Genomic DNA, 22,344 nt, shown 5'->3' on the forward strand with positions numbered 1-22,344 from the left:
GGGGGGACGGAGAAGGCTAGGTGGGCCAGGCGACGGTTGTCCTGGTGAAAGTGCGTAGGCGGTATCTCTAGGCAAATCCGGAGATGCAACGCTGAGACACGAGACGAAGCCACTACGGTGGTGAAGCCATTGATGCCATGCTTCCAGGAAAAGCCTCTAAGCTTCAGATTACAAGTCATCGTACCCCAAACCGACACAGGTGGTCGGGTAGAGAATACCAAGGCGCTTGAGAGAACTCGGGTGAAGGAACTAGGCAAAATAGAACCGTAACTTCGGGAGAAGGTTCGCTCTTGACAGTGAAGTCCCTTGCGGATGGAGCAGTTGGGAGTCGCAGTGACCAGATGGCTGGGACTGTTTATCAAAAACACAGCACTCTGCAAACACGAAAGTGGACGTATAGGGTGTGACACCTGCCCGGTGCCGGAAGGTTAATTGATGGGGTTAGCGCAAGCGAAGCTCTTGATCGAAGCCCCGGTAAACGGCGGCCGTAACTATAACGGTCCTAAGGTAGCGAAATTCCTTGTCGGGTAAGTTCCGACCTGCACGAATGGTGTAACCATGGCCATGCTGTCTCCACCCGAGACTCAGTGAAATCGAATTCGCCGTGAAGATGCGGTGTACCCGCGGCTAGACGGAAAGACCCCGTGAACCTTTACTACAGCTTGGCACTGAACATTGAACCTACATGTGTAGGATAGGTGGGAGGCTTTGAAGGCGTGACGCCAGTTGCGCTGGAGCCGTCCTTGAAATACCACCCTTGTATGTTTGATGTTCTAACGCAGGGCCCTGAATCGGGCTCGCGGACAGTGCCTGGTGGGTAGTTTGACTGGGGCGGTCTCCTCCCAAAGAGTAACGGAGGAGCACGAAGGTTGGCTAATCCTGGTCGGACATCAGGAGGTTAGTGCAATGGCATAAGCCAGCTTAACTGCGAGACGGACAGGTCGAGCAGGTACGAAAGTAGGTCATAGTGATCCGGTGGTTCTGAATGGAAGGGCCATCGCTCAACGGATAAAAGGTACTCCGGGGATAACAGGCTGATACCGCCCAAGAGTTCATATCGACGGCGGTGTTTGGCACCTCGATGTCGGCTCATCACATCCTGGGGCTGAAGTCGGTCCCAAGGGTATGGCTGTTCGCCATTTAAAGTGGTACGCGAGCTGGGTTCAGAACGTCGTGAGACAGTTCGGTCCCTATCTGCCGTGGGCGTTGGATGATTGAAGGGAGTTGCTCCTAGTACGAGAGGACCGGAGTGAACGAACCTCTGGTGTTCGGGTTGTCACGCCAGTGGCACTGCCCGGTAGCTAAGTTCGGAATCGATAACCGCTGAAAGCATCTAAGCGGGAAGCGAGCCCTGAGATGAGTCATCCCTGACCCCTTGAGGGTCCTAAAGGGCCGTTGGAGACCACAACGTTGATAGGTGGGGTGTGTAAGCGCGGCGACGTGTTGAGCTAACCCATACTAATTACCCGTGAGGCTTAACCATACAACACCCAAGAAGTGTTCTGGGCCTTGTAGCAGATGAAGAACTACTTACTTAATTCAGTGATAGTGACCAAGCTAAGCGCTTAGTCGTTATTCACGTCAGCTTTCCGAGATTGAAGTTTTTGCCTGGCGGCCATAGCGCCGTGGAACCACCTGATCCCATGCCGAACTCAGAAGTGAAACGCGGTAGCGCCGATGGTAGTGTGGCATTCGCCATGCGAGAGTAGGACACTGCCAGGCACCTAATTAGACGACATTGTGCGCAGTACGATGTTGTGCCGAGAGGATGACACCTCGCTGAAACGGCAGACGATTTAGCAGAAGCTAGCCAAATTGCGGAGCGGTAGTTCAGTTGGTTAGAATACCGGCCTGTCACGCCGGGGGTCGCGGGTTCGAGTCCCGTCCGCTCCGCCAATGATTAAGAAGCCCAGTCGAAAGACTGGGCTTTTTTCATGCCTGTAATTTGCCAAATCTCCCCGATCTTACCCTCAGCTGCCTTGCCTCGGCGGCCTGTTTGCATCACCCCAGAGCCTTGGAGTGAGACAACTACAGGGGTTAGGAGCAACCAGCGTTACCCAGAAGCATTCAAGTCGATGCGGTTAAAAGGGGAGGGCTCTATGGAGGGGGCCATGCGCATTGACATAGTCTGCAGGCCTTGGGGCTCAAGCGATCTAGTAAAATTGCAGAGTGGCAATATGAGCGGTTCTGGGCAGTGTGCAAACCAAAGTCTGGGTAAGTTTCACCGTATAACTACAGAGCATAATGCTCTAGAAAGGTCGTCAGATGGTCGGCTAGCCAAGGACAGGGTCAGCCTGATGGTGCCCTACATGTGGTTTTAATGGCTGGTTAAGGCCGCCGCGATCAGCATGCCAGTGAAAGAATTAACGGGGATGGGGCGTTCTGGTTGCCTGGTCGAGCGGCAATAATGGCATGGCGGTGTGGGATCGGTGGTTATAGCGACGGAGCTGCTAACCCCTGATGCCAGGCATAAAGAAAAGGGGACGGCGGTTGCCGTCCCCTCAAGTCATCTAGTCCAGTCCATGAACTGCCATGCTCCCTGCAATCCCTGACTCTATCCTGTCCTTCGGATTATCCCCTTCCCAATCCGTTGAGGTGTCCTGTGGCCATCCTAGCCTGGCAATCGCTCCTGATTGCTTCACCTTCTCCATCCTGGAGGTGTCCGTTACCACATCCCGTGGTGTTCCTTGCGTCTTCCTGACAGATAACCACCCTGGTCATCTCGCTTCATCCTGAAGCCATTCCTTTCGCCTCCGGCGAGGTTCCTTTCATCCTGAAGAGCGGTAATCCGTACCACTCTGCCTCGTCCCGAGGTATCCACCACCGCATCCTGCGGTTGTCCTGTCGATCCTTGTGATAACCATCCGGGTTATCAGCCTCATCCTGAGGTGTTCCCTTTATGCGCTACCTCTGCATCCTGCCGAACCAGCGCCGTCCTTGTGAGACCCATACTAAGGCAATCGTGAGCAGGAACAAGGCGCGGAGCACCATAAGGCGTCGCCCACTACTGGATAGTTATTGCACAGAGAGGATTAGTTTTCTTATATATCATGATGTTAGTTAGTTTCTTAAGAAAGCATAACGCTCCCGGGATGGCTTCACGTACGGTTCAACACTGAGGGGTCTTACAGGGGGAATGGCGGATCTCTCACAACCAGATTGAGGGAGGAAAACGATGGTACAGAGTGCTCAATCAGGGGTGTAAGAGTTAAAAATTAATTGAACGAATATGCCTGAAAAGCATACAAAAAAGCCGAGACGAGGCTCGGCTTTTCATTATCAATGACAGAGTGCTATCAGCTGACCCGGGTACCCGGCGTCGGGTAGGCCTTGCGCAGTGACTCGGGGGCAAGAACTTCCAAGTTGCCACTCATGTTGTTCAGCCAGGAGCGGAACTCGGGCGTATCTTGCACCTCGGTCTCTACCACCACGCTGCGTTTGTCGTAGCGGGTCATGCGCGGGTTGTGGCCCGGGATCTGCCCATCTATCAGGGTCGGGCAGTTGGCATCGATACGACCAACGAAGCGGATCGGGCCGCTGACGTCCTGATAGCCCTGATCGCGGATCAGCTTCTGGATGTTGAACTCCTTCGGCTGGGTGGCGCTGAAGTTGGTCAGTTCCACGTTCTTGATGTGATCGAACGGGATGCCATACACCTTGGGATCCAGCTCGGACAGGGTGCAGAGCAGGGTCGGGCCATCCGGCTGGTTCAGGATACCGAGCGGATTGATGCGGTCATAGCACAGCCACACGGTACGTTCCTTGATGACACGCTGGATCTCGGCACTGAATTTGCGACCACGCCACAGGGCGTCGCGGATCAGGGTGCTGCGACGGATCTCCGGGTTGCCGGCAAAGGGACGAGGAGACTGATGCACGCTCTCGAGCCAACGTTCCGCCAGCTCGCTCTGGCTGTCGCGGATCACCTGGCCGGCCTTGTCGACCAGCGGGTTCAATTCGGTCAATACGCTCGCCGGCAGCAGCTGGCTCGCCTGGTCACTCCAGGTTTTCAGCGCCACTGCCAGGGAGAGCGGCATGATGTTGGCAAAGTCATTGAGACCATGGCGCTCAAAGCACCAGCCGTGCGGTTTGCTGCGCTCGTCCGAGGTGAGGTCGAACAACCCCATGCCGGACATCTCTTCCAGATCCCGTTGCACGGTACGCAGACTGACGTGTATGCCTTCTTCTTCCAGTTTTACCTGGAGTTGGCTGGCGGTCAGCTTGTAAGGGCGGTGCGGGATGCAACGCGCCAAGGTCAGTTGTCGTAACAGCTTCTTACTCATGGTGCATGCCTTCACTGGTTTAGCGTTGAGTGTATCCTAGCCATGACTTGCGACAGTATATGTCGCAAGTTTTGCTGCGACAACTGTCGCCATTTTCATACAAGATGAGATAACCAATTGATATAAATCATTAAATCGATATTGAAAGGGGTTGTTTGAGGCCTGTTTTTAGCCAAAAAAAGATGGAGTGCAGGGTTGCCCTTGTCGGCTGGGGGATAAAAGAGGCTGGAAATGGAGGGAGGGAGATGCGGTGAGGGCAGAGCCCTCACCGCTACGGGGCGTTGCTTCAGACCAGCCAGGACCAGGCAGACTTGGTGATGGCGGCACCCACCATGTAACCGAACACGGCAAGGGCCGCCAGGCCGGCGATCAGCTTCTGAGTACGGTAAGGACGCTTGAGCGCCATGACGCCTAGCCCGATGTAGAGCACCAGGGCGATCAGCTTGGCCATCAGCCAGGGTTGCTGGCCCGGGCTCATCTGCAGGGTCACCGCCAGCACCAGCCCGAACAGCAGTAGCAGGGTGTCGTTGATGTGGGGCAGGACCTTGAGCCATTTCTGTTGCAGGCGCGGGCTGCCGCCGAGGGCAAGGCACCAGCGATAGAGGAACAGCAGCACGCTGATCAGGGCCAGGGTCATGTGCAGGTGTTTGAGCAGGGGGTAATAGGCAATCATATTGCTTCCTTGTCGTTGTCGGGCAGACCGCTGTTCCAGTTGTGGGCGTGGGTACGCTCCTGTCCTTCCTGATCGTCTTGCAGCAGATCGGAGAGGATCTCCCGGTATTGCAGGCTCTTGTTGATATAGGTGTGCTCGTCGTCCAGATAGTTGACCTGCTCCCGCAGCAACCGGTTGTCATACTGCTTGAACATCTGGCCGGCGCGCCAGGCCTGGTTGGCCCGGAATCCCAGCTGGGTCAGGGCCTCCACCCCGAGATCCACGGCTGAGCCCAGGGTTTCCCGGTGCACGCTGTCGACCCCCTGGCGCAGGATCTCGTGGGCGTGGGGTCTGTCCTGGGCGCGCGCCAGTATTTTAAGGTGCGGGAAGTGTTTCTTCACCATCTCGATGACGGCGATCGAAGTGGCCGGATCGTTGACGGAGAGCACCAGCAGCTTGGCCTTGTGGGCGCCGGCGGCGTGCAGCAGATCGAGCCGGCTGGCATCGCCATAGAAGACCTGATAACCGTACTTGCGCAACATCTCGATCTGGCTGGCATCCTGCTCGAGTATGGTGGTGCCGATGCCGTGGCCATGCAGCAGACGGCCCACGATCTGACCGAAGCGGCCGAAGCCGGCGATGATGACGGGGTGTTCGACCAGCTCGGGCTGCTCGTGTTGCGGCACGTCGGCCTGGTTGCGGTAGTCAAACCAGGGCTGGATCACCCTGTCGTTGAGGATCAGCAGCAAGGGCGTCAGCGCCATGGAGAGTGCAACCACCAGGGTCAGCAGCGAGATGGTCTCGCTCGGCAGCACCTTGTTCTGGGTGGCGAACGAGAACAGCACGAAGGCAAATTCCCCCCCCTGCGCCAGCGCCAGCCCGAAGGTCCAGCGTTGGCCGGGCGAGATGCGGATGATGAGGCCCAGCGCCATCAGCACCAGCCACTTCAGGACCATCAGGCCGATCACCAGGGCCGGAATGAGCAGGGGATGCGCGGCAAACAGGCCGAAGTCGATGCCGGCCCCCACCGACATGAAGAAGAGGCCGAGCAGCAGCCCCTTGAACGGCTCTATGTCCGCCTCCAGTTCGTGGCGATACTCGCTGTCCGCCAGCACCACGCCGGCGAGGAAGGAGCCAAGGGCGGGGGAGAGCCCCACCGACTCCATCAGCACCGCGATGGCGATGACCAGCAGCAGGGCGGCGGCGACGAAGATCTCCCGCATGTGGGACTGGGCGATGGCGCGAAACACCGGCCGCATCAGGTAATGGCCGCCCAGCACTATGCCGGCGATGGCGGCGACCACCAGCAGCCCGTGCTGCCAGCCCGCCAGATCCGGGTTGCCGTTATTGACCACAGGGTTGATGGCCAGCAGCGGCAGGATCGCCAGTATGGGGATCACTGCGATGTCCTGGAACAGCAGCACCGCAAAGGCGGAGCGCCCGCTCTCGCTCTGCATCAGCTTGCGCTCCTGCAGGCTCTGCAGGACGATGGCGGTAGAGGAGAGCGCCAGGATGAGGCCGATGGCGAGCCCCTGTTGCCAGGGCAGACCGATGAGGCAAGCCACCCCGGTCAGGGCGGCGGTGGTGAGCAGTACCTGCAGGCCACCGGTGCCGAGGATGGGCCCCTTGAGCTGCCACAGCAGGGCGGGCTTGAGCTCCAGCCCGACCAGGAACAGCATCAGCACTACGCCGAACTCGGCGAAGTGCATCACATCCTTCTGCTCACCCACCAGGCCCAGCAGGAAGGGGCCTATGATGATGCCCGCCAGCAGGTAGCCGAGCACCGAGCCCAGCCCCCAGCGCTTGGCGAGCGGCACGGCGAGCACCGCCGCCGAGAGATAGATCAGCGCATCGAACAGCAATCCATGTCCCATTAGTCGGCCCTCCCTTCGAACCTGGCTGTCCGGCTCTGCTCATCGAGTCGGCAAAATAGCTGAGCGTGTTTCATGAGAGCACCTCCAGCAGGTCACGCAGATAGGCGCTCTCGCCGAGCTGGGCGGGGGTCAGTCGCTCGTCGCGCAGGGCGCACAGCAGTTGACGATAATCCTGCCCGCAGCGGTACAGCGCCTGGGGATCCTTGAGCTTGTGAAAGGAGTGGAGCACGAAGGGCGGTAGCCAGCTCATGCCGCACAGCTGCGCCGTCTGTTGGAAGGGCAGCAGGAAGTCGAGCAGCGGCCGGTTGTTGTAACCCGCGCTGCAGTAGGATTCGGGGGCACCGCCTGTGGTGATGGCGCTCAGCCACTGCTTGCCTGCGAGCGCATGGGCCTCGGGGCCATAGGCGTAGCCGTACTCCAGCACCAGATCCATCCACTCCTTCATGATGGCCGGGCAGGAGTACCAGTAGAAGGGGTGCTGGAAGACGATGAGATCGTGCTCCATCAGCAGCGTCTGCTCGCGCTTCACGTCGATGAACATGTCCGGGTAGCGATGGTAGAGGTCGTGTACTGTGACGCCATCCAGGCCTTCGATCGCCTGCAGCAGCTGTTTGTTGGCCCTGGAACTCTGCAGCGCCGGGTGTGAGAAGATAACCAGAATGCGTTTCATGGGGTCATAACCTGAGAGGAGACTCTTGTCCGCGAAAAGAAGATGCATCGAGCAGCGACGTTATCAAGAAGTGCCTGTTCCCGCCAGTGTCAGGGCGGATGGCGGCGGGCGTGTCGCCCGACAGAGGCGGTTCTTTTGGCACCGCTCAGCCTGGCCCAGTGTGTCATGTCCCATCCCCTATCTCATCCTCTTTTGATCTGCCGCAGGGGGGAGGCTTGACCCTCCCCCAGGGCCAAGGGTTACCATAGGCCTCCTTTGATTACTGAGTCATGTCATGGTTCTGACCCGTCGCCAACTCGCTCGCGCCCGCCGCTGGCTCCCCCTGTGGAGTCTGCTGATGGTGTTGATGTCGTTTGGCAGCCGGGCGGCGACCGATCTCTGCACCCTGACGCCCCATTGCAGCCAGAGTGAGCGCACCCTGGAGAAAGCCATGCCCTGCGGCAGCTTCACTTCGGCGCTCGCCATGACGGTGCTCACCGGCGGCGACCTGACGGTCGCCGTGCTGGAGCCGGACGCTCCGCGTTTCATCTCCCCCTCCCTGTTCATGCCGGACGCGCCGCTCGAGCGGCTCGAACGCCCCCCTCGCCAGTTCCGTTGAGTCGAGTCCCCCTGTTTTTTGGGTATTTCTTCTTATCTGAGGTGAGTTATGTACAAGTCCCTGTTACTGGCCGTGCTGGCCGGTACCGTCAGCTTCTCTGCCCTGGCGGCGGAGCAGATGACCGTCTACAAGTCCCAGTATTGCGGCTGCTGCAAGACCTGGATCAAGCACATGGAAGAGAACGGCTTTGAGGTCAAGGTCGTCGAAACCGAGCAGCTCGATCCCATCAAGCAGCAATACGGTATCACCCCGCAGCTGGCGTCCTGCCACACCGGGGTGGTGAACGGCTATGTGGTGGAGGGGCATGTACCCGCCGCCGACGTGCAGAAGCTGCTCAAGGAAAAACCGGCGATCCGCGGCCTGACCATTCCGGGCATGCCCCAGAGTGCGCCTGGCATGGATATTCCGGGTCAGCCCTATCAGGTGCTGAGCATCAGCGAGGAGGGCGCGACCAAGGTCTGGTCGAGCTACCCCGGCTGACGCACCCTGGTCATGAGCAGACACTACTCCATCATGTGAGGCACACCTGAGCGAACCCGTGTCGCTCATGGCCAGCACGAGAGGGCCGTCATCGCAGGATGGCGGCCCTTTTCCGTGGTTTTTGGCCGAATGTTTGGGGATCACTTGCAACCCAGAGCGACAAGGGGCAGATTGATCGCCAATTTATGATCACGGGGTTGAGAGCCAGATTTGCTAGCCTCGTTACCACGCAAACAGGGTGACCGGCAGCAGAGCGATCGTCAGTTTATGGCGCTAATACCCGGCCGCCTACCCTGCTACCGCGCAAAGGATGCGACATGTTCACCTTTTCCCGAGGGCTTCTGCTGCTGGCTTGCCTGGCCGCCGTTCCCTGTTCCTATGCCAATGAAGAGTCCGCCATGCCGACAAGCGAAACCCCTATCCAGCCGCCCGTGGCCGCCAAACACCCGCACTCCATGAAGAAACATGGGGATGTCCGGGTCGACAACTACTACTGGCTGCGGGATGACGAGCGCCAGAAGCCCGAGGTGCTGGATTATCTCAAGGCCGAAAACGCCTACACCGAGGCCATGCTCAAACCGACCAAGCCACTGCGCGATCAGCTCTACAAGGAGATGGTGGCCCGCATTCCCCAGCAGGATGAGTCGGTGCCCTATGTGAAGAACGGCTACCGCTACCAGACCCGCTACGAGCCGGGCAAGGAGTACGGCATCTACTCCCGCACCAAGCTGGGAGAGAAGGACGCCAGCCTGATGCTGGACAGCAACCAGCGCGCCGAGGGGCACGAGTTTTACTCTCTGGGCGCGCTGGAGGTGAGCCGCAACAACCGCTGGCTGGCGGTGGCGGAAGACTTCCTCTCCCGTCGTCAGTACCAGATCCAGTTCCTCGATCTGGAGAGCGGCAAGTGGGCGAGCGACAAACTGGAAAACACCTCGGGCAACCTGGTGTGGGCCAACGACAGCAAGACGGTGTTCTACGTGCGCAAGCACCCCAAGACCCTGCTGCCCTATCAGGTCTATCGCCACGAGCTCGGCTCGGACCCGGCCAAGGATCAGCTGGTCTATGAGGAGAAGGATGACACCTTCTATGTCAGCCTCTACGCCACCACCTCGGAAGACTTCATCGTCATCGCGCTCTCCAGTACCACCACGGGGGAGGCGCGGCTCATCGACGCCAACACCCCGACCCAGGCGCCGCGGCTGTTCCTGCCCCGTCAGGTGGATCACGAATACAGCCTGGACCACTACCGTGGCCGCTTCTACGTGCGATCCAACAAGGATGGCAAGAACTTCGGCCTGTACGAGACTAAGGAGAGCCCGGTGGATCGCTGGAAGGCGGTCATAGCCCCCAATCCGGACGTGCTGCTGGAGAGCTACGCCCTGTTCAAGGATTGGCTGGTGCTGGAGGAGCGCAGCAAGGGGTTGACCCGGCTGCGTCAGGTCAACTGGCAGAGTGGCGAGCAAAAAGAGATCGCCTTCGACGATCCCGCCTATGTCACCTGGCTCGCCTTCAACCCGGAGCCGGAGACCAGCGAGCTGCGCTATGGCTACTCCTCCATGACCACCCCCTCGTCCACCTATGAGCTCAACATGGACAGCGGCAAGCGCACCCTGCTCAAGCAGCAGGCGGTGGCGGGCTTCAAGCCGGCGCTCTATGCCAGCGAGCGGCTGTGGGTGACGGCCCGCGACGGCGTGGCCGTGCCGGTGTCGCTGGTCTATCGCAAGGATATGTTCAAGCAGGATGGTCAGAACCCGCTGCTGGTGTATGGCTACGGCTCCTACGGCGCCAGCATGGATCCCGACTTCAGCACCTCTCGCCTGAGCCTGCTGGATCGCGGCTTCGTCTACGCCATCGCCCACATCCGGGGTGGCGAGGAGCTGGGTCGCGGCTGGTATGAGGATGGCAAGCTGCTTAAAAAACAGAACAGCTTCCACGACTTCATCGACGTGACCGAGGCGCTGGTGAGCCAGGGCTATGGCGCCAGGGAGCAGGTCTACGCCATGGGCGGCAGCGCCGGCGGCCTGCTGATGGGGGCCGTCATCAATCAGGCGCCCCAGCTCTACCGTGGTGTAGTGGCTCAGGTACCGTTCGTGGACGTGGTCACTACCATGCTGGATGAGTCCATTCCGCTCACCACCGGGGAGTACGACGAGTGGGGCAACCCGAACCAGAAGCGCTACTACGACTACATGAAGGCCTACAGCCCCTATGACCAGGTCAAGGCGCAGGCCTACCCGAACCTGCTGGTCACCACCGGGCTGCACGACTCCCAGGTGCAGTACTGGGAGCCGGCCAAGTGGGTCGCCAAGCTGCGGGAGCTGAAGACCGACGACAACAAGCTGCTGCTCAGCACCGACATGGATGCCGGGCACGGCGGCAAGTCGGGCCGCTTCAAGGCCTATGAGGACATAGCGCTGGAGTTTGCCTTTATTCTGGATCTGGCCAAGCCGAAGGCATGAGAAAAGGCTAAGCGGTTGTTGCTGAACGCGACTCTGGTGCCTGGGACGGCGCCGATCCGCAGATGAGAACAGGCCGGTGAGGGCAACCCACCGGCCTGTGTTTTTATCTCGCAGCCAAACCCATAAGCCACCAAGCTTGAGGCCCTTGCCAGCCAAGGGCTGCAAAAGAATCTCCCCTCCATTTTCCCTCTGCCTGCATGAACAGATCCAATTAATCCATGACCTATTAATTGATGATCCAGTTCAAATTTCTCGCTATTTAAATCCAGCATTTTGCCATTTTGTTTGATTTATGTTGGCACTATGTGCCTAATCAAGGGGTTACCACTTTTGATCCGACCCTTTTCTGGTCGAATCGCCCTCGATCGGCATGACGCTGATTATCTCACCGCAGGATGATGGTGGCTTTGGGAAGAGCCGTTGGCGCTCGACCCTTTCCTCATATGAGGTCATATAGGCGGACCCAGTCTTGATGCGGGTCCGTCTCATATTCACCCGGGAATCGGGTGAGATAAATCAATGAAAAGGATGGAAAACATGAAAGGATTATCCTTGGCGTGCGCCTTGTCGGCTGCCCTGGTTGGCGTCTCCTTCGGCGGCCAGGTCCAGGCACAGGAACGCTTCGTGACGATCGGTACCGGCGGTCAGACCGGGGTCTACTACGTGGCGGGTCAGTCTATCTGTCGTTTCCTCAATCGCGGCGCCGCCGATCACCAGATCAAATGCAACGCCCCGGCCAGCGGCGGCGGGGTGGCCAACGTCAACGGCATCCGCAGTGGTGAATTCAACTTCGGCATCATGCAGTCCGACCACCAGTACAAGGCGATGAAGGGGCTGCCCCCCTTCCAGGCCGAGGGGGCCATGGACGACATGCGCGCCGTCTTCTCCCTGCAGAGCGAGGTGTTCACCATACTGGCCCGGCGCGACGCCAAGATCGCCAGCTTCGACGATCTGAAGGGCAAGCGCGTCAACATCGGCAACCCGGGCTCGGGCCAGCGCGACACCATGGAAGAGATCATGGCGGTCAAGGGCTGGCAGAAGAGCGACTTCGGGCTGGTCTCCGAGCTGAAGCCGGCCGAGCAGGCCTCGGCGCTGGGTGACAACAACATCGATGCCATGAGCTACTTCGTCGGTCACCCGAACGGGGCCATCCAGGAGGCCTCCACCACCACGGACGCCGTGCTGGTGCCGGTGACCGGGGCCGACATCGACAAGCTGCTGGCCGAGAAGAGCTACTACACCAAGGCCGAGATCCCCGGTGGCCTCTACAAGGGCAGCGACCAACCGACCCCGTCCATCGGCGGCAAGGCGGTGCTCTCCACCAGCGCCAAGGCCGATCCGGAAGTGGTCTATCAGCTGGTCAAGTCGGTGTTCGACAACCTGGATCGCTTCAAGCGTCTGCACCCGGCCTTCGCCGATCTGAAGGAAGCCGACATGATCAAGGTGGGTCTCTCAGCCCCGCTGCATGAAGGCGCCGCCCGCTATTACAAAGAGCGCGGCTGGCTCTGATCGCAGGCTCAAGGGCCTCTATCGTCTCTTCGACACCCGTCTGCCGCCCTGCCGCGGTAGCGGGTGTCGTGTCGTTGTACTCGTAGGCACAAGTTAACCCTATGCAAGAAAAACAACTCTCTACCGAGGAACTGATCGCCCAGGACGTGGGCGCTCGGCTGCCGCTCGGCCTCATGGGCTGGCTCATCACGGGGCTGGCGCTGGCCTGGTCCCTGTTCCAGCTCTGGATCGCCTCTCCGCTGCCCTTCATGCTGGGCTTCGGGGTCCTCAACGATACCGAAACCCGCGCCATTCACCTTAGCTTCGCCCTGCTGCTGGCCTATCTGGTGTTCCCGGCCTTCCGGCGTTCGCCCCGGGATAGGGTGCCGCTCGGCGATATCGCCCTCGGCCTGATCGCCGCCGGTGCGGCCGCCTATCTGTTCGTCATGTATGAGGCCCTGGCCCAGCGCCCCGGCAATCTCACCACCTCGGATCTGGTCACCGCCTGCATCGGTATCCCGCTGCTGCTGGAGGCGACGCGCCGTGCCCTTGGGCCCGCCCTGGCGGTGATCGCCCTGGTGTTCCTCGGCTACAGTCTGGCCGGTCCCTGGATGCCGGGGCTGCTGGCCCACCGCGGGGTGAGCTTCACCGCGCTGGCCAACCACCAGTGGATCACCACAGAGGGGGTGTTCGGCATAGCGCTCGGGGTCTCCACCAGCTTCGTGTTCCTGTTCGTGCTGTTCGGTGCCCTGCTGGAGCGGGCCGGCGCCGGTCACTACTTCATCCAGCTCGCCTTCAGCCTGCTCGGTCACCTGCGCGGCGGGCCGGCCAAGGCGGCCGTGGTCGCCTCGGCGCTGACCGGGGTCATCTCCGGCTCCTCCATCGCCAACGTGGTCACCACCGGCACCTTCACCATCCCCATGATGAAGCGGGTCGGTTTCTCCAAGGAGAAGGCGGGGGCGGTCGAGGTGGCCTCCTCGGTCAACGGCCAGATCATGCCGCCGGTGATGGGGGCCGCCGCCTTCCTGATGGTGGAGTACGTGGGCATTCCCTACGTCGAGATCATCAAGCACGCCTTCCTGCCGGCGACCATCTCCTACATAGCGCTGCTCTACATAGTGCATCTGGAGGCGCTCAAGCTCGGCATGGAGCCCATCGGCAACCACCAACCCAAGCCCTGGCTGCGCCGCCTGACCGGTTTCGCCTTCGGCGCCGCCCTGATCAGCGGCCTGTCGATGGCGGTCTATTACGGTCTGGGCTGGCTCAAACCGGCGCTGGGTGACTATGCCCTGCCGGGGGTCGCCCTGCTGCTGGTAGCCGCCTATCTGGGACTGCTCAAGATAGCGGCCAGCAATGAGCCGCTGCCCGCCGAGGATCCGGATCAGCCGCTGACCGAGCTGCCCAACACCCGCGCCGTGCTGCTATCTGGCCTGCACTTCCTGCTGCCGGTGGTGGTGCTGGTGTGGTGCCTGATGGTGGAGCGACTGTCGCCCGGGCTGTCGGCCTTCTGGGGCACCGTCATGCTGACCATCATACTGCTGACCCAACGGCCGCTGCTCAACTGGCTGCGCACCGACGGCAAGCACCACTACGGCTCGGCCCGCGATGGCCTGGTGGATCTGAGGGAGGGCCTGGTGGCCGGTGCCCGCAACATGATCGGCATCGGCATCGCCACCGCCACCGCCGGCATCATAGTAGGTGCCGTCTCCCAGACCGGGGTTGGCCTGGTGCTGGCGGATCTGGTGGAGTTCCTCTCCATGGGCAACCTGCTGCTGATGCTGCTGCTGACCGCCCTGCTGAGCCTGATCCTCGGCATGGGGCTGCCCACCACCGCCAACTACATAGTGGTGTCCAGCCTGCTGGCGCCCGTGGTGGTGACGCTCGGCCAGCAGAACGGCCTGATAGTGCCGCTCATCGCGGTGCACCTGTTCGTGTTCTACTTCGGCATCATGGCGGACGTGACCCCGCCGGTGGGGCTGGCGTCGTTCGCGGCGGCGGCCGTCTCCAAGGGGGATCCCATCAAGACCGGGATCACCGCCTTCTACTACAGCCTGCGCACCGCGGCGCTGCCGTTCCTGTTCATCTTCAACACGGATCTGCTGCTGATCGACGTGGACTTCGCCCACGGTGTGCTGATCTTCATGGTGGCCACCGTGGCCATGCTGATCTTCGCCGCCGCGACCCAGGGCTGGTTCCTGGCGCGCAGCCGCTGGTACGAGAGCGTGCTGCTGCTGCTGGTGGCCTTCACCCTGTTCCGTCCCGGCTTCTGGATGGACATGGTGCACGATCCCTACAGCGACACGGCGCCGGCCCAGTTCGCCCAGACCCTGGGGGAGGTGGAGGCGGAGAGCACCCTGCGGCTGCGGATCCAGGGGGAGGATGCGGTGGGCAAGCTGCGCCAATCCACAGTGCTGCTGGCGGTGCCGGCCGGTGCCGATGGCGAGGCCCGTCTCGCCAGCCTGGGGCTGGCCCTGTACGAGCAGGATGGCAAGACGCTGATCGACAGCGTCACCTTCGGCAGCCCGGCGGCGGCGGCCGGCATGGAGTTCGATCAGGAGATCCTCTCCGTCAAGGCGCCCACCGAACGCTGGCACAAGGAGCTGATGTGGTTGCCTGGCTTCCTGCTGTTTGCGCTGGTGGTCTGGCTACAGCGGCGACGAACCTTGCGTTAATCAACACCCACAATAAAAACGGCGCCTCGAAGGCGCCGTTTTCAATTCTTGGGGCGTTACTCTGGCTGCTGTTCTTGCAGCAGACTCAGGTTCTGCTGTTCCAGCGGGCTCAGGCCCAGCTGCTCGCAGGCTTGCTCGAAGCTGATCCCCAGATGACACATCATGATGTCGATAGCAGGCAGATAGTTGGTCATAGCTTGTTCCATGGTGATCCTTCAGACTCGTTTCTTATGCCCGAGCAATGACTGCGGGGCAATTAGACTTTAGGCGTAGACTGCTCATCTGCTGCGCACCCCTGCCACTCGGCGGGGGAATTTGTTACTCTTGCGAGCACTAAAGAGGTTGCCGTATGACAGCGAGCAACCGGTGAGGAGCAGGGCATGTTATTGAGTTTCTTGATCATCGCATCGGGCTGGTGGCATATCCGCGCAGCCTACGGCTCAGACTCCCGTCAGTTCTATATCAGCAAGCCGCTGACCATGCTGTTTATCATCGCCTTGGCGTTCGGTTACCAGAGTGACGACCATAACGGCTCCCATGCCTGGCTCCTGCTCGGCCTCTGCCTGTCGCTCGCCGGTGACGTGCTGCTGATGCTGCCAAGGGATCGCTTCATCCAGGGACTGGCGGCATTTCTTGTCGCGCACCTCTGCTACATCGTCGGCTTCGCCCAGGGGCCGCTGGTGCTGAAGCTGGTGGATGGCCTGATGTTGCTGCTGGTGGCCGGCCTGGTGTTCGGCCTGCTGTGGGGCCAGCTGGGGGAGATGAAGATCCCGGTGTTCTGCTACATGCTGGTGATCATCGGCATGGCCTGGGTGGCGGCAGGCGCCTGGCATGCCTCCCTGACGGCGGGCAGCGCCGCCGCACTGGTGGGGGCCCTGATGTTCCTGTTCTCCGACAGCATGCTGGCGCTGGACAGATTCCGCCGGCCCTTCCCCCATGCCAAGGCCTGGATCATGAGCAGCTACTTCGCCGCCCAGTTCCTGATCGCCGCCTCGCTGGCGGGATAGGGCGGGACGTCATCCCTCGCCTGCGAGTGCGCATCCGGCGGGTGGGATGAAGAATCTCCAGCCAGAAAAAAACGGGCCAGTCGGCCCGTTTTTTTATTGTCATGACTCCAGCGGCTCCCCATTGGCCGGCTTGGGGGCCGGCTGCTTGAGCAGCAGCATCAGGGCGCTGGCGATGAGCAGGAAGATCCCCATCACGTAGAACACCTGGTTGTAGGCCATGATGGCCGCCTCCCGCGAGATGGTGTTGGAGAGCATGGCCTGGGCCTGCTGCTGCGCCAGCTCGGGGCCCGAGCCCTGCGCCATCATGCTCTGGGTCAGCTGCAACAGATAGCTCTGACCCTCGATGCTGGTGGCGGCCAGGGTGCTGCTGATCTGGCTGAAATGGATGCGGGTATCGTTGTCGATCAGGGTGGCGATGATGGCGATGCCGAAGGCGCCCCCCAGGTTGCGCAGCACGTTGAGCAGGGTCGAGGAGGAGGGGATCTCCTCCGGGCTCAGGCTGGCGGTGGCCACCAGGGAGAGCGGCACCATGACGAAGGGCTGGCCCAGCGCCCGCACGATCAGCGACTGGATCAGCTGGGGTCCGGCGTAGTCGGCGCTCATGTTCACGTTCATAAAGCAGCTCACCCCGAAGATCAGGAAGCCGAAGCTCACCAGATAGCGCGGGTCTATCCTGGTGACCAGCTTGGGCACCAGCGGCAGCACCAGCAGCTGCGGCAGCCCCATCCACATCAGCACCTCACCTATCTCCAGCGCGTTGTAGTTGTGGATCTGGGTCATGTAGAGCGGCAACACATAGATGGAGCCCATCAATCCCATGCCCAGCACCAGGTAGGCGAAGCAGGCCAGCGCGAACCGCGGGCTGTGCAGCAGCCGCAGGTTGACCAGCGGATGGCGCCGCAGCAACTGGCTGATGACGAAGAACACCAGCGCCACCACGGAGATGACGGTGAGCCGTACTATGAAGCTGGAACCGAACCAGTCCTCTCTGTTGCCCTCCTCCAGCACCACCTCCAGCAGGCCGAGGCCCACCGCCATGGTGACGATGCCGATGAGGTCCACCCGCTTGATCACCTCCCAGTCCACCGGCTTCCGGTCCAGGCCATGGGCCAGCATGGCCATCACCAGCAGGCCGGGCGGCACGTTCAGATAGAAGATGTAGTGCCAGGAGAACTGCTCGGTCAGCCAGCCGCCGAGGGTCGGCCCTATGGTGGGCGCGAAGGTGGCACAGAGGCCAAACAGCGCCATGCCGGTGGCGCGCTTGTGCAGCGGCAACAGGCTGATGATCAGGGAGAAGGCCATGGGGATGAGGGCGCCGCCGGTGAAGCCCTGCAGGGCCCGGAAGACGATCATGCTGGTGAGGTTCCAGCTGAACGAGCAGAGCACGGAGGCGACGATGAAGGCGCCGGTGCTCCACAGCATGTAGCGGCGCACGCTCAGGCCACGGCTCAGCCAGCCACTGAGCGGGATGGCGATCATCTCGGCCACCAGATAGGAGGTGGAGATCCAGGAGCTCTCGCTCAGGGTGGCCGACAGGGCCCCCTGAATGTCCTTCAGGGAGGCGTTGGTGATCTGGATGTCGAGGATGGCCATGAAGGCGCCGATGAGCCCCCCCATGACCGCGATCCAGTTGCGACGCGGGATGGGTTCCATCAGTGGGCGGCCACCACGGCTTCAGAGGCCTGGCTGTCCAGGTTCACCCCGCTGGCCGGGGCGGCGGGCTCAGTGCTTGCCAGCCGGTCCGGCGCGGCGGTGCGGGTATCCACTATCACCTCGGTGGAGAGGCCCGGCCGCAACTTGCCGGCCAGCAGGCCCGGCTCGGGGATGCGGATCTTGACCGGGATCCGCTGCACTATCTTGGTGAAGTTGCCGGTGGCATTTTCGGGAGGCAGCAGGGCGAACTTGGCGCCGGTGGCGGGGGCCAGGCTGTCGATGATGCCCTCGACCGGTTGATCCGGGTAGGCATCCAGGATCACCTCCACCCTCTGGCCCGGCTGCATGTGTTGCAACTGGGTCTCCTTGAAGTTCGCCTCGACCCAGACTTGCTGCAGCGGCACCAGGCTGGCGACCTGCATGCCGGACTGCACGTAGAGCCCTTCCCGCAGGCTGCGCTTGCCGATGATGCCGTCGGCCGGGGCCCGCAGCTCGGTGTAACCGAGTTCCAGTCTGGCCTGTTCCAGCTGAGCTTCACTCAGGGCCAGTCTGGCCAGATTCTGCTTGGCCTCCGCATCCAGCACCAGCAGGCGCTCACGGGCCGCCTGCAGGGCCGCCTTGGCCTCCTGCAGCAGGGCCTGGTTGACGCGCAGGCCGGCCTGCACCTCGTCCAGGTTGTCCTGGGAGCTGTAGTGGCGCTGATTGAGCTGGCCGACACGATGCACCTGCTGCTGGGAGCGCACCTGCTCGGCCTCGGCCGAGGCGACCTTGGCCTCGGCCTGACGGATCAGGCTCTGCTGCTGAGTGCGGGTGGCGGCCAGGTTCTCTGCCGTCGCCTGGTTGAGGTGCAGGTCGGCCTCGGCCTCGATCACCTTGGCTTTATATTCCCGACCGTCCAGCCGGGCGATCAGCTGACCCGCCTTCACCTCCTGGTTGTCGGTCACCAGCACCTGGCTGATGTAGCCGGGCAGCTTGGAGCCGATGCCGGTCACCTCGCTCTGCAGATAGGCGTTGTCGGTGCTCTCAAAGTAACGGGCGTGCAGATACCAGTAGCCGGCAAACAGCATGCCGAACAGGGCCAGCAGCAGGGCGGCCAGCAGGGGGATTTTCTTGTGTTGACTCATTGTGTGGGGTTTCCTGAACTGAGGGGCGCAGGCTAACATCGGCAGACTGTTTCGATTAGTATCGCTTTATGAGATATACAGTTGCACTGGTGGGACAATGGACCTAAATGCTGCCTTAATACTGGTGCGCATCGTCGACAAGGGCTCCTTCACGGCGGCGGCCCGGGAGCTGGGCATGACCAAGGCGACGGTCAGCCGTCGCATCGCCGAGCTGGAGCAGCGGCTCGGCGTGCGCCTGCTCTATCGCTCCACCCGACAGCTCACCCTGACCGAGGCGGGGGAGCAGTACTACCTGCGCTGCAGCAAGGCGGTGGAGGAGCTGACCCAGGCCGAGCTGATGCTGAGCGCCAGCCAGCAGGAGGTGACCGGCACCCTCAAGCTGGCCGTGCCCATAGAGACGGGGCAACTGGTGGTGGGTCGGCTGGTGGCCAACTTCCTGCAGGCCTATCCTGGCCTGCGAGTGGATCTGGAGCTGACCAACAGAGTCGTGGATCCCATCAACGAAGGGCTGGATGCCATAGTGCGGATCGGTGACATGAGCGACTCCAACCTGGCGGCACGGCGGCTGTGGAGCTCGGATCGCGTGCTCTGCGCCAGCCCGGCCTACCTGGCCAACAACCCGCCGATCACGCGGCCGGAGGATCTGTTGCTGCACGAGCGGGTGGCGGTCAGCAGTGGTTTTCTCTCCTCCCACTGGTGCTTCGAGGCAGAGGGGCGGGAGGTGTTGGTGGATCCGCGCTCCCGCTTCCAGGTCAACAACATCACCTGTGCCAGGGAGGCCGCCAAGGCCGGGCTGGGGATAGCCGCGCTGCCCGTCATGATCTGCCACGAGGAGCTGGCCAGCGGGGCCCTGGTGGCCCTGTTGCCGGGCTGGCAGCAGCCCAGGGTGCCCATCTATCTGCTGTTCCCGGAGCGGCGGCTGATGCCGAGCAAGTTGCGGGTCTTCATCGACTTTCTGGTCGAGAATGGGGCCGAGTACGGCATCGACAGCCTGCGGTGAAGGCGCACGAATGCACGGCTTCCCGCTGGCGGGGTTGGTGCGTGACGACGATGATATGAAGACGAGCCGTTGTGAGAACGAGACATGGAACAGTGGATTGACTTGTATCGGGCCTCCCATTCGCTGGAGGCCCGCGCCCTGAAATGATGGTGGCGCTGGCGCCGTCGGTGCATCGACAAGCGGTTGCGAGGAGAGGATATATGGAGCAGTGGATTAACTTGTATCGGGCCTCCCATTCGCTGGAGGCCCACGCGCTGAAAGGGGCATTGGAGGTGGAAGGCGTGCGGGTGCGGCTCAGTGGGGAGGGCTTGTCGGGCGCGCTGGGGGAGCTGCCGGTGGATCTGTTGCAGGTCACCCTGCTGGTGCCTGCCGAGGATCGCAGCCGGGCGGGCAAGGTCATCGAGCGTTACCAGCAGCGCCAGGGCAATGGCTGGCTCTGTGGCCAGTGCGGGGAGGAGAACGGCGCCAACTTCGATATCTGCTGGCGTTGCCGCCATGATCCGCACGATCACTGATCATTTGCATTCACCAGGGCCCGCCAGCGGGCCCTGGTCTTGTTTGCCTGTCTCAGCGCAGGGTGAAGTCGATATCCTCCCCCGCGTTGGGGTCGTGATAGGTCGCCAGATCCAGCTCCCCTTCGCTGCGGGCGATCAGCACGGACACCAGAATATCCCCCGAGACGTTGACCGTGGTGCGGGCCATGTCGAGCAGGCGATCGATGCCGGCGATGAGCGCTACCCCTTCCAGCGGCAAGCCCACCGCGGTCAGGGTCAGGGTCAGCAACATGAGCCCGGTGCCCGGGGTGCCCGCTGTGCCTATGCTGGCCAAGGTCGCGATGCTGATGATGGTCAGGTAATCCACCAGGTGCAGATCCACGCCAAACGCCTGCGCCACGAACAGCGCCGTCACCCCTTGATAGAGCGCGGTGCCGTCCATGTTGATGGTGGCACCTATGGGCAGCACCTTGGCGGTGATGGCGGGGGAGACCCCGAGCCGGCGTTCGGCGCAGGCTAGGCTGACGGGCAGGGTCGTGCTGCTGGAGCTGCTGGTGAAGGCGATCGCCTGGGCATCGAGGATGCTTCTGAAGTAGTGCAGCGGATTGAGGCGAGCCAGCAGGATCAGCAGGCTGCTGTAGACGCCGAGCACGTGCAGCAGGCAGCCGAGGTAGACGGCTCCGATCACCTTGAGCAGCGGCAGCAGCAGATCCAGCCCGTACTTGCCGGTCATCCAGGCCATCAGGGCGCAGACGCCGTAAGGGGCCAGGGCCATCACCATCTGGGTCAGCTTGAACATGCCCTCCGCCAGGGCGGTGAAGAAGCGGATGGCGGGACGACCACGCCGGCCGGTGGCGTTGAGGGCGAGGGCGAGGGCCACCGCGAACACTATCACCTGCAGGATCTTGCCATCCACCATGGCCTGGATCGGGTTGCGCGGCACCAGATGGCTGAGCACGCTGGCCAGGGTCGGTTGCACCACCACACCGGTCCGCTCGTAAGGCCCCATATTGGCGCCCATGCCGGGCTCCAGCAGCCAGCCCATCATCAGTCCGATGCAGATGGCGATGGCGGTCGAGCACAGATAGAGGCCGATGGCCTTGCTGCCGATCCGATCCAGAGTCTTGCCCTTGAGCAGGGAGGTGAGGCCGGCGATGACGGAGCAGAAGATGAGGGGCACCATCAGCATCTGTATGGTGTTGACGAACAGGACGCCGATGGGCTTGAGCAGCAACGCCTGCTCGCTGAAGCCGAGCCCGAGCCCAATCCCGGTCAACATGCCGATCAGGGTCTTCAACCAGAGCGGGCGGCGGGTCCAGATCCGCCAGGGCTTGAGGGCCAATCCATGGAACAGCATGACGCCAATGTCCTTATTTTCTAACTGCGACGGCAAAAAGGGGCGCCAGTGTAGCCATCCCCTGTTCAGGTTGCCACTTTATCGACAAAGTGGCGCTCACGGCCAGCTCGGAGGTCGGGAAATCGGCACTTTATTGGCTTACATCAAGATAGGGGGGCCCGACTCGGGCTTTAATTGGCATCCTATATGATGATTAATGAGGTTTGAGATGTCTCAATCGATACACGGTCACGAAGTGATGGAGATGATGCTGGCGCAGGACGGCCAATTTACCCGGGCCAGCCTCAAGCAGGCGATCGACAGCCGCTTCGGCGCCGATGCCCGCTTTCACACCTGCAGCGCCAGCGAGATGGATGCCGAGGCCCTGATCGACTTCCTGGCCAAGCGCGGCAAGTTCATCGAATCCGGGCAGGGTTTCCAGACCCGGGCCGACAAGATCTGCCAGCACGGTTGATCCCCGCGGCGGGCACAGCCCTGGTGCTCGCCGAATCCCCTGCCCTTTGTTATATTTCGCCCTCTCTCCCCCCTGTTGA

16 protein-coding genes, 1 tRNA gene, 2 rRNA genes and 1 pseudogene (1 of these 20 only partly in view) are annotated in these 22,344 nt (G+C 61.6%); 12 read left to right on the forward strand and 8 right to left on the reverse strand.

From position 1 onward, the window contains the following. The 3 genes from EL255_RS01285 to EL255_RS01295 form a co-directional block, all read left to right on the forward strand. Positions 1 to 1,483: ribosomal RNA gene (locus tag EL255_RS01285) — 23S ribosomal RNA — on the forward strand; it begins 1,407 nt to the left of the window's first position. Positions 1,484 to 1,607: 124 nt separating this feature from the next. Next, positions 1,608 to 1,722: ribosomal RNA gene (gene rrf, locus EL255_RS01290) — 5S ribosomal RNA — on the forward strand. Positions 1,723 to 1,819: 97 nt separating this feature from the next. Continuing rightward, positions 1,820 to 1,896 (forward strand) — tRNA-Asp (locus EL255_RS01295). A gap of 1,400 nt (positions 1,897 to 3,296) precedes the next feature. Here EL255_RS01295 and EL255_RS01300 read toward each other — a convergent pair. The 4 genes from EL255_RS01300 to kefF all read right to left on the reverse strand — a co-directional run bounded on the left by EL255_RS01300 (position 3,297) and on the right by kefF (position 7,479). Next, positions 3,297 to 4,283 (reverse strand): helix-turn-helix transcriptional regulator, encoded by a 987-nt coding sequence (locus EL255_RS01300; protein WP_042651831.1) that lies wholly within the window; start codon positions 4,281 to 4,283, stop codon positions 3,297 to 3,299. Positions 4,284 to 4,569: 286 nt separating this feature from the next. Then, positions 4,570 to 4,956 (reverse strand): SirB2 family protein, encoded by a 387-nt coding sequence (locus tag EL255_RS01305; protein ID WP_042651832.1) that lies wholly within the window; start codon positions 4,954 to 4,956, stop codon positions 4,570 to 4,572. Then, positions 4,953 to 6,809 carry a glutathione-regulated potassium-efflux system protein KefC gene (gene kefC / locus EL255_RS01310; protein WP_042651833.1) on the reverse strand — a complete coding sequence of 619 codons (1,857 nt, stop codon included), beginning with the start codon at positions 6,807 to 6,809 and terminating at the stop codon, positions 4,953 to 4,955. The genes EL255_RS01305 and kefC overlap by 4 nt, the downstream gene beginning before the upstream one ends. Positions 6,810 to 6,879: 70 nt before the next feature. Beyond that, positions 6,880 to 7,479, reverse strand: coding sequence for a glutathione-regulated potassium-efflux system oxidoreductase KefF (gene kefF, locus EL255_RS01315; protein WP_042651834.1), 600 nt, complete (start codon positions 7,477 to 7,479; stop codon positions 6,880 to 6,882). A 274-nt stretch (positions 7,480 to 7,753) separates the two neighbouring features. Between kefF and EL255_RS01320 the strand changes: the two genes are divergently transcribed. The 5 genes from EL255_RS01320 (at position 7,754) to EL255_RS01340 (ending at position 15,176) form a co-directional block, all read left to right on the forward strand. Beyond that, positions 7,754 to 8,077, forward strand: coding sequence for a hypothetical protein (locus EL255_RS01320; RefSeq protein WP_042651835.1), 324 nt, complete (start codon positions 7,754 to 7,756; stop codon positions 8,075 to 8,077). Between the two features lie 48 nt (positions 8,078 to 8,125). Beyond that, positions 8,126 to 8,557 carry a DUF411 domain-containing protein gene (locus EL255_RS01325; protein ID WP_042651836.1) on the forward strand — a complete coding sequence of 144 codons (432 nt, stop codon included), beginning with the start codon at positions 8,126 to 8,128 and terminating at the stop codon, positions 8,555 to 8,557. A gap of 317 nt (positions 8,558 to 8,874) precedes the next feature. Continuing rightward, the gene (locus EL255_RS01330) at positions 8,875 to 11,016 is read left to right on the forward strand and encodes a S9 family peptidase (protein WP_042651837.1); all 2,142 of its coding nucleotides are present in this window, start codon (positions 8,875 to 8,877) and stop codon (positions 11,014 to 11,016) included. A gap of 537 nt (positions 11,017 to 11,553) precedes the next feature. Then, the gene (locus EL255_RS01335; protein ID WP_042651838.1) at positions 11,554 to 12,525 is read left to right on the forward strand and encodes a TAXI family TRAP transporter solute-binding subunit; all 972 of its coding nucleotides are present in this window, start codon (positions 11,554 to 11,556) and stop codon (positions 12,523 to 12,525) included. A gap of 101 nt (positions 12,526 to 12,626) precedes the next feature. Next, on the forward strand, positions 12,627 to 15,176 hold the full coding sequence (locus EL255_RS01340; protein ID WP_042651839.1) for a TRAP transporter permease: 2,550 nt from the start codon (positions 12,627 to 12,629) through the stop codon (positions 15,174 to 15,176). 56 nt (positions 15,177 to 15,232) lie between these two features. On the opposite strand, the gene EL255_RS01345 is transcribed toward EL255_RS01340, so the two are convergent. Next, positions 15,233 to 15,382: a hypothetical protein gene (locus EL255_RS01345; protein ID WP_126623231.1), complete on the reverse strand. Its 150-nt coding sequence runs from the start codon at positions 15,380 to 15,382 to the stop codon at positions 15,233 to 15,235. A gap of 174 nt (positions 15,383 to 15,556) precedes the next feature. Here EL255_RS01345 and EL255_RS01350 point away from each other — a divergent pair, with 174 nt between their 5' ends. Then, a complete protein-coding gene (locus EL255_RS01350) occupies positions 15,557 to 16,183 on the forward strand; it encodes a lysoplasmalogenase (RefSeq protein WP_042651840.1) in 627 nt (208 codons plus the stop codon). 99 nt (positions 16,184 to 16,282) lie between these two features. Here the strand turns inward: EL255_RS01350 and EL255_RS01355 are convergent, their stop codons facing one another. Further along, the gene (locus tag EL255_RS01355) at positions 16,283 to 17,836 is read right to left on the reverse strand and encodes a DHA2 family efflux MFS transporter permease subunit (RefSeq protein WP_042651841.1); all 1,554 of its coding nucleotides are present in this window, start codon (positions 17,834 to 17,836) and stop codon (positions 16,283 to 16,285) included. Between the two features lie 89 nt (positions 17,837 to 17,925). Then, a pseudogene (locus tag EL255_RS01360) lies at positions 17,926 to 18,960 on the reverse strand (HlyD family secretion protein); the annotation flags it as partial. Between the two features lie 97 nt (positions 18,961 to 19,057). Between EL255_RS01360 and EL255_RS01365 the strand changes: the two are divergent. Both EL255_RS01365 and EL255_RS01370 read left to right on the forward strand, forming a co-directional pair. Next, positions 19,058 to 19,960, forward strand: a complete 903-nt coding sequence (locus tag EL255_RS01365) for a LysR family transcriptional regulator (protein WP_042651842.1) — start codon at positions 19,058 to 19,060, stop codon at positions 19,958 to 19,960. 200 nt (positions 19,961 to 20,160) lie between these two features. After that, positions 20,161 to 20,475, forward strand: a complete 315-nt coding sequence (locus EL255_RS01370) for a putative signal transducing protein (RefSeq protein ID WP_042651843.1) — start codon at positions 20,161 to 20,163, stop codon at positions 20,473 to 20,475. A gap of 52 nt (positions 20,476 to 20,527) precedes the next feature. On the opposite strand, the gene EL255_RS01375 is transcribed toward EL255_RS01370, so the two are convergent. After that, a complete protein-coding gene (locus EL255_RS01375) occupies positions 20,528 to 21,811 on the reverse strand; it encodes a dicarboxylate/amino acid:cation symporter (RefSeq protein WP_042651844.1) in 1,284 nt (427 codons plus the stop codon). 208 nt (positions 21,812 to 22,019) lie between these two features. On the opposite strand from EL255_RS01375, the gene EL255_RS01380 reads away from it, so the two are divergent. Then, positions 22,020 to 22,265: a YecH family metal-binding protein gene (locus EL255_RS01380; RefSeq protein WP_042651845.1), complete on the forward strand. Its 246-nt coding sequence runs from the start codon at positions 22,020 to 22,022 to the stop codon at positions 22,263 to 22,265. Positions 22,266 to 22,344: the final 79 nt, after the last annotated feature.

It is taken from the genome of Aeromonas encheleia (assembly GCF_900637545.1).
GTDB lineage: Bacteria > Pseudomonadota > Gammaproteobacteria > Enterobacterales > Aeromonadaceae > Aeromonas > Aeromonas encheleia.

Excerpts from the sequence above, each read along its gene's own strand:
- EL255_RS01305 (WP_042651832.1), bottom strand. The coding sequence starts at position 4,956 with ATGATTGCCTATTACCCCCTGCTCAAACACCTGCACATGACCCTGGCC.
- EL255_RS01355 (WP_042651841.1), bottom strand. The coding sequence starts at position 17,836 with ATGGAACCCATCCCGCGTCGCAACTGGATCGCGGTCATGGGGGGGCTC.
- kefF (WP_042651834.1), bottom strand. The coding sequence starts at position 7,479 with ATGAAACGCATTCTGGTTATCTTCTCACACCCGGCGCTGCAGAGTTCC.
- EL255_RS01380 (WP_042651845.1), top strand. The coding sequence starts at position 22,020 with ATGTCTCAATCGATACACGGTCACGAAGTGATGGAGATGATGCTGGCG.
- EL255_RS01350 (WP_042651840.1), top strand. The coding sequence starts at position 15,557 with ATGTTATTGAGTTTCTTGATCATCGCATCGGGCTGGTGGCATATCCGC.
- EL255_RS01365 (WP_042651842.1), top strand. The coding sequence starts at position 19,058 with ATGGACCTAAATGCTGCCTTAATACTGGTGCGCATCGTCGACAAGGGC.
- EL255_RS01335 (WP_042651838.1), top strand. The coding sequence starts at position 11,554 with ATGAAAGGATTATCCTTGGCGTGCGCCTTGTCGGCTGCCCTGGTTGGC.
- EL255_RS01375 (WP_042651844.1), bottom strand. The coding sequence starts at position 21,811 with ATGCTGTTCCATGGATTGGCCCTCAAGCCCTGGCGGATCTGGACCCGC.
- EL255_RS01330 (WP_042651837.1), top strand. The coding sequence starts at position 8,875 with ATGTTCACCTTTTCCCGAGGGCTTCTGCTGCTGGCTTGCCTGGCCGCC.
- EL255_RS01300 (WP_042651831.1), bottom strand. The coding sequence starts at position 4,283 with ATGAGTAAGAAGCTGTTACGACAACTGACCTTGGCGCGTTGCATCCCG.
- EL255_RS01325 (WP_042651836.1), top strand. The coding sequence starts at position 8,126 with ATGTACAAGTCCCTGTTACTGGCCGTGCTGGCCGGTACCGTCAGCTTC.
- EL255_RS01345 (WP_126623231.1), bottom strand. The coding sequence starts at position 15,382 with ATGGAACAAGCTATGACCAACTATCTGCCTGCTATCGACATCATGATG.
- EL255_RS01340 (WP_042651839.1), top strand. The coding sequence starts at position 12,627 with ATGCAAGAAAAACAACTCTCTACCGAGGAACTGATCGCCCAGGACGTG.
- EL255_RS01320 (WP_042651835.1), top strand. The coding sequence starts at position 7,754 with ATGGTTCTGACCCGTCGCCAACTCGCTCGCGCCCGCCGCTGGCTCCCC.
- kefC (WP_042651833.1), bottom strand. The coding sequence starts at position 6,809 with ATGGGACATGGATTGCTGTTCGATGCGCTGATCTATCTCTCGGCGGCG.
- EL255_RS01370 (WP_042651843.1), top strand. The coding sequence starts at position 20,161 with ATGGAGCAGTGGATTAACTTGTATCGGGCCTCCCATTCGCTGGAGGCC.